12 protein-coding genes are annotated in these 14,070 nt (G+C 38.4%); 8 read left to right on the forward strand and 4 right to left on the reverse strand.

All coding sequences use genetic code 11. The features are described from left to right. Positions 1-64: 64 nt before the first annotated feature. Positions 65-1,453: a DNA repair protein RadA gene (gene radA / locus AC1M89_RS00345; RefSeq protein ID WP_035267023.1), complete on the reverse strand. Its 1,389-nt coding sequence runs from the start codon at positions 1,451-1,453 to the stop codon at positions 65-67. A gap of 187 nt (positions 1,454-1,640) precedes the next feature. Between radA and AC1M89_RS00350 the strand changes: the two genes are divergently transcribed. Further along, positions 1,641-2,039, forward strand: coding sequence for a hypothetical protein (locus AC1M89_RS00350; RefSeq protein ID WP_481613687.1), 399 nt, complete (start codon positions 1,641-1,643; stop codon positions 2,037-2,039). A 58-nt stretch (positions 2,040-2,097) separates the two neighbouring features. On the opposite strand, the gene AC1M89_RS00355 is transcribed toward AC1M89_RS00350, so the two are convergent. Beyond that, positions 2,098-3,456: an alanine/glycine:cation symporter family protein gene (locus tag AC1M89_RS00355; RefSeq protein ID WP_481613688.1), complete on the reverse strand. Its 1,359-nt coding sequence runs from the start codon at positions 3,454-3,456 to the stop codon at positions 2,098-2,100. Positions 3,457-3,778: 322 nt separating this feature from the next. Here AC1M89_RS00355 and AC1M89_RS00360 point away from each other — a divergent pair, with 322 nt between their 5' ends. From AC1M89_RS00360 to AC1M89_RS00380, 5 genes are all read left to right on the forward strand, one after another. Next, positions 3,779-5,176 carry an amino acid permease gene (locus tag AC1M89_RS00360; protein ID WP_481613689.1) on the forward strand — a complete coding sequence of 466 codons (1,398 nt, stop codon included), beginning with the start codon at positions 3,779-3,781 and terminating at the stop codon, positions 5,174-5,176. Positions 5,177-5,315: 139 nt separating this feature from the next. Then, positions 5,316-5,510 carry an LPS translocon maturation chaperone LptM gene (gene lptM, locus AC1M89_RS00365; protein WP_481613690.1) on the forward strand — a complete coding sequence of 65 codons (195 nt, stop codon included), beginning with the start codon at positions 5,316-5,318 and terminating at the stop codon, positions 5,508-5,510. A 47-nt stretch (positions 5,511-5,557) separates the two neighbouring features. After that, the gene (gene lysA, locus AC1M89_RS00370) at positions 5,558-6,802 is read left to right on the forward strand and encodes a diaminopimelate decarboxylase (protein ID WP_481591278.1); all 1,245 of its coding nucleotides are present in this window, start codon (positions 5,558-5,560) and stop codon (positions 6,800-6,802) included. A gap of 11 nt (positions 6,803-6,813) precedes the next feature. Further along, on the forward strand, positions 6,814-7,656 hold the full coding sequence (gene dapF, locus AC1M89_RS00375; RefSeq protein WP_092765969.1) for a diaminopimelate epimerase: 843 nt from the start codon (positions 6,814-6,816) through the stop codon (positions 7,654-7,656). 112 nt (positions 7,657-7,768) lie between these two features. Beyond that, positions 7,769-8,686: a tyrosine recombinase XerC gene (locus tag AC1M89_RS00380; RefSeq protein ID WP_481609378.1), complete on the forward strand. Its 918-nt coding sequence runs from the start codon at positions 7,769-7,771 to the stop codon at positions 8,684-8,686. A 60-nt stretch (positions 8,687-8,746) separates the two neighbouring features. On the opposite strand, the gene AC1M89_RS00385 is transcribed toward AC1M89_RS00380, so the two are convergent. After that, the gene (locus tag AC1M89_RS00385) at positions 8,747-10,417 is read right to left on the reverse strand and encodes an amidase family protein (protein WP_481613691.1); all 1,671 of its coding nucleotides are present in this window, start codon (positions 10,415-10,417) and stop codon (positions 8,747-8,749) included. Between the two features lie 336 nt (positions 10,418-10,753). Between AC1M89_RS00385 and AC1M89_RS00390 the strand changes: the two genes are divergently transcribed. Continuing rightward, positions 10,754-11,128 carry a hypothetical protein gene (locus tag AC1M89_RS00390; RefSeq protein WP_481588525.1) on the forward strand — a complete coding sequence of 125 codons (375 nt, stop codon included), beginning with the start codon at positions 10,754-10,756 and terminating at the stop codon, positions 11,126-11,128. 210 nt (positions 11,129-11,338) lie between these two features. Continuing rightward, positions 11,339-13,486, forward strand: coding sequence for a bifunctional mannitol-1-phosphate dehydrogenase/phosphatase (gene mtlD / locus AC1M89_RS00395; protein WP_481613692.1), 2,148 nt, complete (start codon positions 11,339-11,341; stop codon positions 13,484-13,486). An 86-nt stretch (positions 13,487-13,572) separates the two neighbouring features. Here the strand turns inward: mtlD and AC1M89_RS00400 are convergent, their stop codons facing one another. Further along, positions 13,573-14,067 (reverse strand): Lrp/AsnC family transcriptional regulator, encoded by a 495-nt coding sequence (locus AC1M89_RS00400; RefSeq protein WP_092765973.1) that lies wholly within the window; start codon positions 14,065-14,067, stop codon positions 13,573-13,575. Between the last annotated feature and the right edge of the window lie 3 nt (positions 14,068-14,070).

Below are 14,070 nucleotides of genomic sequence, written 5' to 3' on the forward strand. Positions count from 1 at the left end.
CTTAAACCTCATTTTTTTTCAGTATTCATACACAGTGTATAGTTAAATAAATTGATCAGCTGAATTAATGTTCATCCGCTAAGCTCATCGCTTCAGTTAAAGCTTCATGTAGACGGGCAACGGCGATAATGCGAACACCAGGAATATCCTTTTGTGGTGCATTCGCTCTAGGGACTATAATATATTTAAACCCGTGCTTAATTGCTTCCTTCAACCGTTCCTGCCCGTTAGGTACGGGACGAATCTCTCCCGATAATCCCACTTCGCCAAATACAGCCAATTGCTGAGGGAGTGCTTTTGCTCTCAAACTTGAAGCACAGGCCAATAAGACGGCGAGATCTGAACCTGTTTCAGTAATTTTTAAGCCACCAACAACATTCACATATACGTCTTGACCAGAAGTTTGAACACCACCATGACGGTGCATGACGGCGAGTAGCATATTCAAACGGTTTTGCTCAAGACCCAATGCAACACGGCGAGGTTGACCATGCGCGTCATCTACTAGGGCTTGCACTTCAACTAAGAGTGGACGTGTGCCTTCTCGACTAATCATGACGATAGAACCAGGAATCGCTTCATCATATCGGCTAAGAAAGATGGCTGAGGGATTGGCAACCTCTCTAAGCCCTTTATCAGTCATCCCAAAAACACCGAGTTCATTGACTGCACCAAAACGATTTTTAACAGCTCGAATCATTCGATAACGTGAATCAGATTGACCTTCAAAATAAAGTACGCAATCGACCATGTGTTCTAAAACACGAGGGCCAGCTAAAGCACCTTCTTTGGTCACATGACCCACAATAAATAAAGCTGTTCCGCTGTTCTTCGCAAAACGTGTCAGAAGGGCTGCAGATTCTCGAATTTGAGAAACGCCGCCTGGCGCAGACTGTAAAGTTTCAGTGTATAAAGTTTGAATCGAGTCTAAGATCGCGACAGCAGGTCGTTCATGCGCTAATACTTCGCAAATACGCTCTACGCACGTCTCAGCCATCACTTTTAATTGATCAGTTGGAAGATCCAAACGATTGGCACGTAATGCAACTTGAGATAAAGATTCCTCACCAGTGACATATAGGGCGGAACTTTTCGCGGCAGCCATATGGGTTGCCGTCTGCAAAAGAATTGTTGATTTACCAATACCAGGGTCACCACCGATCAGTACAACTGAACCAGTAACAAGCCCTCCGCCTAAAACGCGATCAAATTCTCCAATCCCTGTTGCTAAACGTGTTTCGTGAGAAACTGAAACTTGATTCAAAGTAGTGATTGATGCTGCTTGACCAGCATAACCGCCTGCAATTTTTGGATTTGCGCGATGCGTAATCGCTGGGGCAATGGTGACTTCAACTAAACTGTTCCATTCTCCGCATTCTGAGCATTGACCTGCCCATTTAGGATGATCTGCGCCACATTGTTCACAGCGATATACACTTTTTGCTTTAGCCATAACTTGATATAGGTTTTGTGATTTTCTATATGCTGAGCATACTGAGTAAAGGTCGCGAAAACAAAAAAATATTGATCAAATTTAAAAACAATAAGAAAAGTCATGACGTGTGCTTTAACGAGATATTGAATTAAAGCGATCATGAATTAATTTATACTCATATCAAGAATCGACTGAGTTATTTGATATGCGCTTGTACGCCCAACATATTGATGCCATCGCACGTGAAATACAGCGTGATGTGCTGTTTATTCATTTTGAGAATTACACGGATGATCAGAATGAGGAAGAAAATATTCGAGATCTTGTGATTACATGGCTTGAACAACATGAAATTGAATTTGAGCCATGTCTAGGTTTGTCAGGTGAGGATGAAATTGATAGCTATCTGGGTGACCTATATCTAGATATTCCTTTTGATGAGCAAAATAAGCAGTATCAGCTGGTTAAAAATTATCTTGAAGATGAACAAGGCAATATGAAAATTGAACATGTTCTATTTTTTGTATTGAGCTTAGAGGTTGCGGAAGAAATTGCAAAGGATCAAGAGGAAAAACAAAATTTGAATGATCAGAAATTTTCGTGAAAAGATAAAAAAGCCTCATCAATGAGGCTTTTTTATTGGTTTAATTCTATTAATTTGTTTAATAAAGCTCACCAGATTTTCGACGTTCAATAAAGTCTTTAGATTCTTTTGCAATGACTCCAGAAAGTAATAATAAGGCAATTAAGTTTGGTGCTGCCATTAAACCATTGAAGGTGTCTGCGAAAAGCCAAACTAAATCAAGTGTGACGAGACAGCCTACAAATACCGAAGCAATATAAATGAGACGATAGATAAATACTGACTTTTCACCCAGTAAATAGGTGCAACATTTTTCACCGTAATAACTCCAACCTAAAATAGTTGAATAAGCAAAAAAGATGATTCCGAACGTAACAACCCAGCCCCCAAATCCTGGTAGTAATTTGTCAAAAACACTAATGGTCAAAACAGCCCCAGTTTGATCACCAAATGTTTGTCCTGCCATGATGAAACCCATAACAAGAACAATACCTGTAATTGAGCACACAATAATCGTATCAATGAATGTACCTGTCATTGAAACTAGGCCTTGACGGGCAGGGTGATCAGTTTTAGCTGCTGCCGCTGCAATTGGAGCAGAGCCCATACCAGCTTCGTTTGAAAATACACCACGGGCAACACCGTAACGAATCGCTGCACCGATGGCTCCACCTGCTGCTGCCTCGCCTGTAAAAGCATAGGTGATAATCATTTTAAGAGCTGGTAATACCAATTCTAAATTATTCAAAATAATAATTAAGCCGCCGATGATATAACCCAGGGCCATGACAGGAACAATAATTGAGGATGCTTTCGAAATAGATTTGATGCCACCTAAAATCACCAAAGCAGATAAAATCGTAATAATGATGGCAGTGGTGAGCGTGCTTATACCCAAACTATTTTCTACTGCTAATGCCACTGTGTTTGATTGAACTGAGCTACCAATACCAAAGGATGCCAATGTACCAAATAATGCGAAGAGGACAGCGAGCCACTTCCATTTTGCACCAAGTCCTCGTTCAATGTAGTACATTGGACCACCAGACATTTCACCTTTTTCATTTTTTACACGATATTTGACTGCCAGAACACCTTCACCGTATTTGGTTGCCATACCGAAAAATGCAGTCATCCACATCCAGAAGACAGCACCTGGACCACCCAGCACACAAGCTGTCGCTACCCCTGCGATGTTACCTGTACCAATCGTGGCTGAAAGTGCAGTCATGAGTGAGGCAAACTGTGAGATATCTCCCGAGTCTTTTTTATCGGGGTGTTTCCCAAACACTTGTTTGAATGCTAATGGAAGCATCCTGAATTGCCAAAAAAGTAGACGGAATGTTAAGAAAACACCTGTCCCAACAATCAGCACCAGCATATAAGGTCCCCAGACTAAGCCGCTGAGTGTTTCCATGATTGATTGTATTTCTTGCATAAATTACCTTCTTATTTTCCTGATTGTTTTTTACATGCATGATCAAGCAAGGGATATGCCATACTTTTGTGCGATCAAACACATCATTCCTTTTGATTATTTTTTGCACTTATATTTTTTACATATAACAACAAGATTTTCAATATTTTACTCAAAATAAGATAAATAAATATGATGAATAAGTGATCATTTTGGCGATATATAAGAAAAATGAATTAATACTTTAAACTAATTAGAAAATATTGATCGTGCTAATTTTCTTTTTGAAATCTGATTTTTTTCAGTTAAGTTGTGCCGATTAATATATTTGGTGAATTTGAAAATGTCAGATCAAAATATAAATTCGCCTCAGCAAAATGGTGAATTACAACGAAGTCTATCCAATCGACATTTGCAGTTAATTGCAATTGGAGGCGCAATTGGAACAGGTTTGTTCATGGGCTCTGGGAAAACAATTAGCCTAGCTGGTCCTTCAATCCTTGTAATTTACATGATCATCGGTTTCATGGTTTTTTTAGTGATGCGAGCACTAGGCGAATTGTTGCTTTCAAATTTGCAATATAAGTCTTTTATTGATTTCGCCACGGATTTAATTGGACCATGGGCAGGTTACTTTGTGGGCTGGACCTACTGGCTGTGTTGGATCACCATTGGTATTGCAGATTTATCGGCGATCATTTATTACCTTCAGTTCTTCAATAATGGGATGCCTTTTAGCCCTGAAGAAGGGGTAATGATTAGCATCGCTGCAATCGTATTTATCATGGGATTGAATCTTGTTACGGTGAAACTGTTTGGTGAATTAGAATTCTGGTTTGCTTTAATCAAGATTATCGCAATTGTGGTTTTAATTGGCGTTGGCTTTTGGATGATATTTACAGGTTTCACTTCTACATCAGGTGAAATCGCAGCATTCAGTAATATTTGGTCACACGGCGGGATCTTCCCAACAGGTGCAATCGGTTTCTTGGCAGGCTTCCAAATCGCAATTTTTGCTTTTGTGGGTGTAGAACTGGTGGGTACAACCGCAGCTGAAACTAAAGATCCTGAAACGAATTTGCCGAAAGCTGTCAATTCGATTCCTATTCGAATCATTATTTTCTATGTTTTATCGTTGCTGGTGGTGATGTCGGTTACACCATGGAATACGATTGATCCGAATATTTCCCCATTTGTAAACTTGTTTAGTCAAGCAGGTATTGCAGCCGCTGCTATTATTATGAATTTGGTTGTATTGTCTTCAGTGATGTCATCGATGAACAGTGGCGTATTCTCAACCAGCCGCATGCTGTTTGGCTTATCGCGCGAAACTCAAGCACCTGAAGCGTTTGGAAGACTGAATAAGCGAGCTGTGCCAGCGAATGCCTTGTATTTCTCAGCAGTATGTTTGTTACTAGGGGCAGCACTGCAATACTTCGTACCGAATACGGTGGAAGCATTTACTTTAGCGACAACACTTTCCACCATTTTATTTATTTGTGTATGGTTGATGATCATTTGGAGTTATGTGGTCTATTACAAAACACGCCCAGAACTTCATGCCAAATCGAAATTTAAACTACCAGGTGGATTGGTGACATGTGCGATTGTTGCTATATTCTTTATTGGTATGATTGGAGTATTGGCTTTAGAAGATGATACTCGCCGTGCATTGATGGTGAGCCCGATTTGGTTTGCTATTCTGATCATTGGTTATTTTGGTTTTTATAAGAAAAAATAAAAACTTATAAATGATTTACAATTTAAGTCAAAAGAAACGTCAGTAAAAACTGGCGTTTTTTTATTTCTGTTGCGTTAAATACTTTGGTGAATTAGATGATCAAGGTATACTTCTATAAATTTTACTGATAGGTGTAGGTATGCGTATTTTGATCGGAGTTATCAGTGCAGCCGTTGTTTCAATTTTGGCTGGATGTGGTCAGACTGGTGCATTACAACTACCCAGTGATCCAAACTATGACAAGCGAGCACAATATTTAATTTATAAAAACAGTGATCACCCAAGTCAGGATCAAGCTGAACCTAAAGCAGATGCTGTACCTACTCAAGATTAATATTCATTTATTTTTTTTCTCCAGCGCAATTTAGAAAGGATACATCCATGAGTTTCCCTCGCATTCAAGGGGTTTTGCACGCAGAACAATGTTCATTGGATCAACTTGCTCAGCAATTTGGTACACCACTTTATGTTTATTCAAAAGCAACTTTTGAAAAACATTATTTGGATATGGATCGTGCTTTTAATTTTATCGATCACCAAATTTGTTTTGCAGTGAAGTCAAACTCAAATATCGCTGTTCTAAATGTGTTGGCGAAACTTGGTTGCGGGTTTGATATCGTGACTGGTGGTGAATTAGCACGTGTTTTACGCGCAGGTGGTGACGCTTCTAAAATAGTCTTCTCTGGTTTGGGCAAGTCTGAAGCTGACATTCGTCAAGCATTAGAAGTGGGTATTGCTTGTTTTAATGTGGAATCATATGCAGAGCTTGACCGTATTCAAAAAGTTGCAGCAGAACTTAATGTAAAAGCTCCAATTTCACTTCGGGTAAATCCAGATGTTGATGCCAAAACACATCCATATATCTCGACTGGTCTTAAAGAAAATAAATTTGGTATTCCTTCTGATTCGGTATATGAAACTTATCAGTATGCAGCAAGTTTAAGTCACTTAGATATCGTAGGAATTGATTGTCATATTGGTTCACAATTGACTGAAACTCAACCTTTTGTTGATGCACTTGATCGTGTCATGAACATGATTGAAGCATTGAAAAAATTAGGGATCAACCTCAAACATATTGATATTGGTGGTGGTCTTGGTGTGACTTATAAAGATGAAGTTCCACCGACAGTTGAAGAATATGCAAATGCTTTACGTCCTGCATTAGAAAAACTTGGTCTTAAAGTGTATATGGAGCCAGGGCGTAGTATTTCGGCGAATGCTGGCGTATTGGTGACGAAAGTTGATCTTTTAAAACCAACCAATCATCGCAATTTTGCAATTGTTGATGCAGCAATGAATGACTTGATTCGTCCTTCTTTGTACGAAGCTTGGATGGATATCCAAGAGGTTAATCAAAATTCGAAAACTGAGAAAAAAGTTTGGGATGTGGTTGGTGCGATCTGTGAAACAGGTGACTTCCTCGGTAAAGAGCGTGAACTTGCGATTCAAGCGAACGATCATTTAGCTGTTTTGGGTGCAGGTGCTTATGGTTTTGTGATGAGTTCAAATTACAACAGCCGAGGTCGTGCAGCAGAGGTGATGGTTGACGGTGATCAAGCACACTTAATTCGTCAACGTGAAACGATTGAGTCTCTGTGGGAACGTGAGTCCTTATTGCCTTAAGGAGACAATAGATGTTGCTAGAATTTACTAAAATGCATGGTCTAGGTAATGACTTCATGGTGGTTGATTTAATCAGCCAACGTGCTTATCTAGATCCTGTCATGATTCGCCGGTTGGCTGACCGTAATTTTGGCATCGGTTTTGATCAGTTATTAGTTGTTGAAACACCAGATCATCCAAACGTTGATTTCAAATATCGCATTTTTAATGCGGATGGTTCTGAAGTTGAGCAATGCGGCAATGGCGTTCGTTGTTTTGCCAAATTTGTTCATGATCGTCATTTAACCAATAAAACTAAATTCAAAGTGCAAACAAAGGCGGGGATTGTCGAGCCTGAGTTGGGTGCGAATGGATGGGTTCGTGTGAACATGGGGTATCCGAAGTTCTTACCGAACCAAATCCCATTTCTAGCAGAAGCTCCAGCTGCTTTATATGATTTAGCTTTAGCGGATAATGAGACGATCAGCATCGATGTGGTCAATATGGGAAATCCGCATGCAGTGACTATTGTTCCAGACGTGTTAACTGCTGATGTTGCTAAAATAGGCCCGCAAGTGGAGTCGCATGAACGTTTTCCTGAGCGTGTAAATGCTGGATTTATGCAGATCGTTGATGAAAAACATGCTCGATTACGAGTTTTTGAACGTGGTGTGGGAGAAACATTGGCTTGTGGTACAGGTGCATGTGCTGCTGCTGTCTCAGGAATGCGCCGTGGTTTATTGTCTAGCAATGTGGAAATCGAACTTGCAGGCGGTAAATTGCTGATTGAATGGAAAGAGGGAGATGTAGTTTGGATGACTGGTCCAACTGCAACGGTTTATGAAGGTCGTTTGGATCTACGTTATTTTCAATAAAACTTATTTCCTGAGTAAAAAGCCCTGAAATTCAGGGCTTTTTACTTTATGATTTGTTGGAATGCCCATGAGTATTGATGATTAGACATCGATTCAACAGAGAGAAAGCCAAATGCAATATGGCGCAATGCAATTGCTGTCAATGTGGTTGAAAGAGAGAAAGATTCAAAATCAATCTGAGCATACGCTTGAGGCGTATTTTCGTGATGTGTCTGGTTTTATTGACTTTTGTTATGAAAAGAAAATTGAATTAAATCAAGTTGAAGCATCTGATTTACGAGAATATATGGCTTATAAGGTTGAACAACATCAACTCAACAGTGCAAGTTTACAACGTCATTTAACAGCCATTCGTCAATTCATGAAATGGGCTGTGGAAGGGAAATATGTATCGAATAATCCCATTCATGATTTTAAGTTAAAAAGACAGCCAAGGCCTTTGCCGGGTATGGTTGATGTCGAAACGATTCAGCAAATCTTGGATCAACCTGCACCTGAATCCTCTCAAGATCATCTCTTGTGGTTAAGAGATAAAGCTATTTTGGAGTTGCTTTATTCAAGTGGTTTACGATTAGCTGAAGTACAAGGATTGAATATTCGAGATATCGATTTTACACGACAATTACTTCGAATTACGGGTAAGGGAAATAAAACTCGGGTTGTTCCTTTTGGTTTGAAAGCGAAAACGAGTTTAATCGAATGGCTTAAAGTCCATCGTATCTGGTGTGGGGAAATTGAGTTAGATTCCCCAGTTTTTATTACTAAAAAAGGGAATCGATTGACGAATCGACAGATTGAAAATCGAGTCAAATTGCAAGCACAGAGAGCGGGCGTAAATGTGGATTTACACCCTCACTTATTGCGACACTGTTTTGCTAGTCATCTGCTTTCAAACAGTGGTGATTTACGAGCAGTTCAAGAAATGCTAGGTCATAGTAATCTATCTACGACACAAATTTATACTCAGTTAGATTTTGATCGTTTGGCTCAAGTCTATGATAAAGCTCATCCTAGAGCCCAAAAATCTTAATCCTCAGTATTAAGTATATTGAATATACTTAATACTGTACTGAATGATAAAGTTATCTGTTTAAAGTGCTGGTGTGTGTATAGGTATCATACGTGCGGGATTCACTTTTTGGAATGCGACTGCGATTTCAAATAAAGTCGGCTCATCAAATTCACGAGCAATAAACTCGATGTTAACATTCATAGGATAACTACTGCGACTTGAGTTCACTGATTTAGCAGGCATAGATAATGCAGGAAAACCACTAAACGGACTTAGGCGATTATTTGTACCTGTGGTCGGGCTACTTCCTAAATTGCCAGCAAACCCAGTAATAGAAGGGTAGGCTAAAGCGTCGTATTGTAAGCCTTTACGAGTACCATCTAGTTCAACATTATTTAAAGCGCTATTCATGCGTAAGCGCACGAAAGGACTTCTTTCAGTGGTGTTGCGCTCATAATTCTCAATATATGATGCACTTGTTGGATCAGAATTATAGCCGCTGAAGTTACGGATCATTAGTTCACTAGCGAGTAAATCTTCATACGATTGGTAAATACTTCTTGTGGTCTTTAGATATTCTGTAAGTGATATTTTAAATTCAGCACTTGAAAGACTCGAATAACGTGTCAAAATTGTATTTAGATCGCTTATTGTAACTATTTCTACAGTCGCTCCTGCCTCTTCAAGTTTAGTAATTGCGTTATCCATTGCTTCTTTAACGAGATTGTAGTCTTCTTTCTGTTGAGTGGTTGAACCTTCGGAAGGGTAAAGTGCTTGTACTATACCAATACGCTTTCCTACAAGACTTACAGTGTCATGAGGAACGTAGCTATTCGGTTGATTAATCAATTCGCTGTAAGCAGACTCTGATTTTAGAAGAGGAGAAGTACGTGCAAATTCACTACGTTGATTTGAACTTAATGAGCTATCAAATCCGATCATTGCATCCATTAATTTTGCACAGTCAATAGCTTGTCTACACATTGGTCCAGCAGTATCTTGAGTTGGTGCCAGTGGAATAATTCCATCTTGGCTCAAAAGACGTAAAGATGGTCGTAAACCGACAAGACCCTGTACTGATGAAGGCACACGAATTGACCCTCCCGTATCAGTTCCTATTCCCACCATTGCAAAACTTGCAGATATGGCAGCGCCAGTTCCTGATGATGAACCACCTGGGCCTTTACTTAAGTCATACACATTTTTAGTTTGATCACCTATAGTTGATTTTCCACCAAAGCCGAAAGCGAACTCATCAAGATTGGCTTTTCCTAAAATGATTCCGCCATTTTCTTTGATATTTTTTATGATATAGGCATCATCATGTGGAAAATTATCTTTTAATGCTACAGAACCTGCTGTGTTCGCCATATCTACAGCATCAATATTGTCTTTAGCGAGTACAGTGACACAGTGAAGAGGTCCTGAAAGTTTCGAATTTTTTGCAAATTGTTGGTCGAGCACTTCTGCTTCTTTAAGTGCATTTGGGTTTAAAGAAATAATGCTATTGAGCTCTGGACCTTGTCGATCGTAAGCTGATATACGATTTAAATATCCTTGCACAACATCAACACAAGATGAACCTTTGGTTAAAATCGAGTTATGCAAATCACTAATGGTTGCTTCTACAGGATTAAACGGGACAGGCGGCGGCGTGTTAGAATTATTTGTGCTACTTTCATTGTCACCACAGGCTGTTAAGAAAGTTGCTATCGTGACAACAAGCAGAGTTTTTTTAAATGTGATCATGTGCATTCCCCAGATTAAGTTCAAACTGGTTAAGCAATGAATGTGCCACTCTAAAAATAAATGAAATTTACAGTTTTATGCTCCAGAAAATAGCTAATAACCATTGATATAAATAAAATGCGTTAATTTAATGCGAATAAAATTATTTGAAAAATAATGTATTGTTGGGATTGAGCTTTTGAAAGCTGCGCTTTTAAAAATAATTTTCCCTTAAACTTTAGCTTAAATTTTTCGAATTAATTTTTTTTAATACGATTTTTAAGGTATAACTTTAATAGATGGATTTAAGTTGTATACAAATTAAAAAATATTTTGCAGGAATGATTAGGTCAAGCCATGATTGACAATATTGATCAAAAGTATCAGCAACTCTCTTCAGCACAAAAAGACATTTTTGCAGGTTATGGTTTACGTCAGGTGAAACATTTTGTGGAAATCAATTTACCGATGATTGAGGCCGCTCTCCCCAACAATGCCTATGTGCAGGGTATTAATACTGAAGGAAAAATCCAAGCGATTGATCCAATAGCATCTAAGACTTATTTGTGGATTTCTGATCAGCAATGGCAAGAAAGACCTATTGCAGATCAAGGAGTTGATTTGAAAGAAGACTTTATTGAAGTTTGGAAAATTTTTGAACTAGAACAATATCCTATTATTGAATTGAGTCACGTCCATCGTGATTACTTGGCGGCGCTCAATCAAGTTTGAAAAAAATCATTTAAAAAACAGGGCTAATAATTTTAGCTCTGTTACTTTATAGAAAATTAAATTTACCCGTTTCCAACAACTCAATACATAAAGATAAAATTATTGATTAAATAACGTTCAATTTTGTTTCATATATTTATTCTGCTCATTCGATTCAGTCAAATTCTTTACACTTGTCTAATAATTTTGAATTTTTTTGGAGAGGGGTAAATGATTAAATTTCATGAAAATAATATCCATGCCGCCATTTTTGATATGGATGGCACAATGTTTGATACGGAGCGACTTCGTTTTCAAACGTTGAAGCAAGCATCATTAGAACTCATTGGTGTCGAATTTACAGACGCCTATTTATTATCTTGTTTGGGTTTAAGTGCTCGTAGTGCCGAAAAACTGGCAAATCAGCAATATGGTCAAGAAGTACCGTATGCGGAAATCAGAAAGCGAGCAGATCAGCTAGAACTTGAGCATGTAAGAAAATACGGAGTGCCGATTAAATTTGGACTCATGCAAGTTCTTGAACGTTTAAGAAAGTCCAATCTGAAAATGGCAGTAGCAACTTCGAGTCGACGTGAAATAGCTGAAGAGTATTTAATCAATGCCAATGTATATAAGTTTTTCGACATTATCGTATGCGGCGATGAGGTTGATAATGGAAAACCACACCCAGAAATTTTCTTAAAAGCTGCTGAGCAACTGAACATTGATCCAACTTTATGTTTAATGTTTGAAGACTCAGAAAATGGAGTGATGTCGGCGTTTGAAGCGGGTGGATTAACGGTATTACTTCAAGATATCAAAGAACCTAATTCAACCATGCTCGAAAAAGCGAATTTCTTTTACGAAAGCATGCATGATTTTCTGGAAGATTTGAATCAATTTACACCAAAATTAAAAATGCCTGCTCTATTTGACTCTTTTCCTCAGACTTTAAATCAGCATGTCGTGGGGATACATGGTTTTGGGGCAATAGGTGGTGGCTATATTGCCCAAGTATTGTCTCATTGGGATGGATATACTCGACCAAAACAGATCTATGCTTCAACGCGGAATTCGCTCTATAGAAATAGTGTAAATACATTTGGTGGTTACAGTATCCGTTATGGGCAACACTCTCATGACGAGCGAATAGACAATATAACTGTCATAGATGCATCAAATATTGAAATGATGCAGCACATGTATATTGAATCAAGTTTAATTGCACTGTGTTTACCTGAAAAGGCAATCGAGCAAGAGGCTAAAACCATTGCTCAAGGGTTGTATGCACGTTATATCCATTTTGAAGAACAGTTGAATCCTCTAACAGTTTTAATTGTTTTGAACAAAGTAGGCGCAAAATCATTAATTGAACAACAGATTTGTAGTGCTTTGCATGAAATTACGGATGCGAAGACGGTCAATATCATCATGTCGCAGCACTATTTTTGCGATACAGTAGTCAATCGAATGGTAGCGAAAATTACAGATCAAAAATTATTTAGACAGTTAAAAATCAAATACAACATTTTTAGGCATGTGCAGGATGAGCATGATTTAGACGTGACGGATGTGGATGAAGGGACGCGTTTAAATGCTGAACAAGAACAATTGGCTACTCAGTATATTGACGATCTATACGAAAAATTCAAATCGGCGCATATTCTACAGAATCTAGAATTAATCTTATTTCATGCCGAAACAGATATGCCACTTTATGTGGAAAATAATAGTCCTTTATTGGCAAAAATGCGCCAAATGATTCTGGTTGAAGAGATTGAAGAGATACAGTTAATCAAAAATCGCATGTGGAATGGTGTGCATGCAATGACAGCATGGGCTGCAAGTTTTCGACAATATGAAACGATCGGGATTGCACTGTCTGATGAGCAAATTTCTAAATTTATGTTGGCAGTACTCCATGAGGTTAAAGTTGGATTAAAGGATCTACTACCACATCGAAAAGAAAATTTAGAACTATTGGCAAAGAGTTTTATCGACTCTTGTGAGACGGCTTATAAAGACCCATGTGATCGAGTGGCGCGAGACCCATATCGTAAGTTAGGTTTTGGTGAGCGGGTACTATCTTCATTGGCATACAATTTTCAACGTGGTAAGCCTTATCAGGAAATTTTCAAAGGGCTTGTATTGGGTTATGCATACGTTATATTGAAGCAAAATCAACGACTTGAAGGTGTGATTCGGTATTTTGCGCAGCAACTTAGTCAAACTGAATTGGAGCTTGAGGATCAATTGTATTTGCAGGAAGAGCTGAAACGAAGACTCAAAATTTGTGATCCTAAATTGAGTGAATCAGTGGATCAGCATGTACTTTTAGAAAAAATTTTGAATGAAAAAATCGAGGTTGAAAAAACTTAAAGCATTGAACATTTAACTTTTTAACTTGATCAAAATGGATAATCGGTCCGATCTGAAAAGTCAGTCGGATCGATTGCTTAATGGTATTAAATTGATTGCAGGGGCAGTTGATAGCTTTGTTTAATGATTTGACTGGGTAAATCCGTTTTCACACTGGTAATCCCATTTTTTTTGGTTAAGTGTTCTGACTGAAATTTACGATAGTTCTCCAAATCAGGTACGACAACTTTTAACATCGCATCACATTCGCCCAAAATAATATAGCACTCCATGACTTGAGGGAGTTCTTTCATCGCTTCAATAAAAGTATCGATGGTTTCAGCGTCTTGTCCCACCAACCAAATACGCGAAAATAGAATAAGTTGTAATCCGATTTTTTGAGGATCAACAATGGTTGTGTATTGCTGGATGACTCCAGCATCTTCGAGAATTTTTACGCGTCTTAAACAAGAGGATGGTGATAAGCCAATCTCTTTGGCTAAATCATTATTTTGAATTCGACCGTTGGTTTGAAGTTCATGAATGATACTTTTATCGATACGATCTAATTTAACTGAAATTGATTTAGATATTATTTTCATATA

The sequence above is a fragment of the Acinetobacter sp. ANC_7635 genome (assembly GCF_056779945.1).

Excerpts from the sequence above, each read along its gene's own strand:
- dapF (WP_092765969.1), top strand. The coding sequence starts at position 6,814 with ATGTTGCTAGAATTTACTAAAATGCATGGTCTAGGTAATGACTTCATG.
- lptM (WP_481613690.1), top strand. The coding sequence starts at position 5,316 with ATGCGTATTTTGATCGGAGTTATCAGTGCAGCCGTTGTTTCAATTTTG.
- AC1M89_RS00360 (WP_481613689.1), top strand. The coding sequence starts at position 3,779 with ATGTCAGATCAAAATATAAATTCGCCTCAGCAAAATGGTGAATTACAA.
- radA (WP_035267023.1), bottom strand. The coding sequence starts at position 1,453 with ATGGCTAAAGCAAAAAGTGTATATCGCTGTGAACAATGTGGCGCAGAT.
- AC1M89_RS00390 (WP_481588525.1), top strand. The coding sequence starts at position 10,754 with ATGATTGACAATATTGATCAAAAGTATCAGCAACTCTCTTCAGCACAA.
- mtlD (WP_481613692.1), top strand. The coding sequence starts at position 11,339 with ATGATTAAATTTCATGAAAATAATATCCATGCCGCCATTTTTGATATG.
- lysA (WP_481591278.1), top strand. The coding sequence starts at position 5,558 with ATGAGTTTCCCTCGCATTCAAGGGGTTTTGCACGCAGAACAATGTTCA.
- AC1M89_RS00400 (WP_092765973.1), bottom strand. The coding sequence starts at position 14,067 with ATGAAAATAATATCTAAATCAATTTCAGTTAAATTAGATCGTATCGAT.
- AC1M89_RS00380 (WP_481609378.1), top strand. The coding sequence starts at position 7,769 with ATGCAATATGGCGCAATGCAATTGCTGTCAATGTGGTTGAAAGAGAGA.
- AC1M89_RS00350 (WP_481613687.1), top strand. The coding sequence starts at position 1,641 with ATGCGCTTGTACGCCCAACATATTGATGCCATCGCACGTGAAATACAG.
- AC1M89_RS00385 (WP_481613691.1), bottom strand. The coding sequence starts at position 10,417 with ATGATCACATTTAAAAAAACTCTGCTTGTTGTCACGATAGCAACTTTC.
- AC1M89_RS00355 (WP_481613688.1), bottom strand. The coding sequence starts at position 3,456 with ATGCAAGAAATACAATCAATCATGGAAACACTCAGCGGCTTAGTCTGG.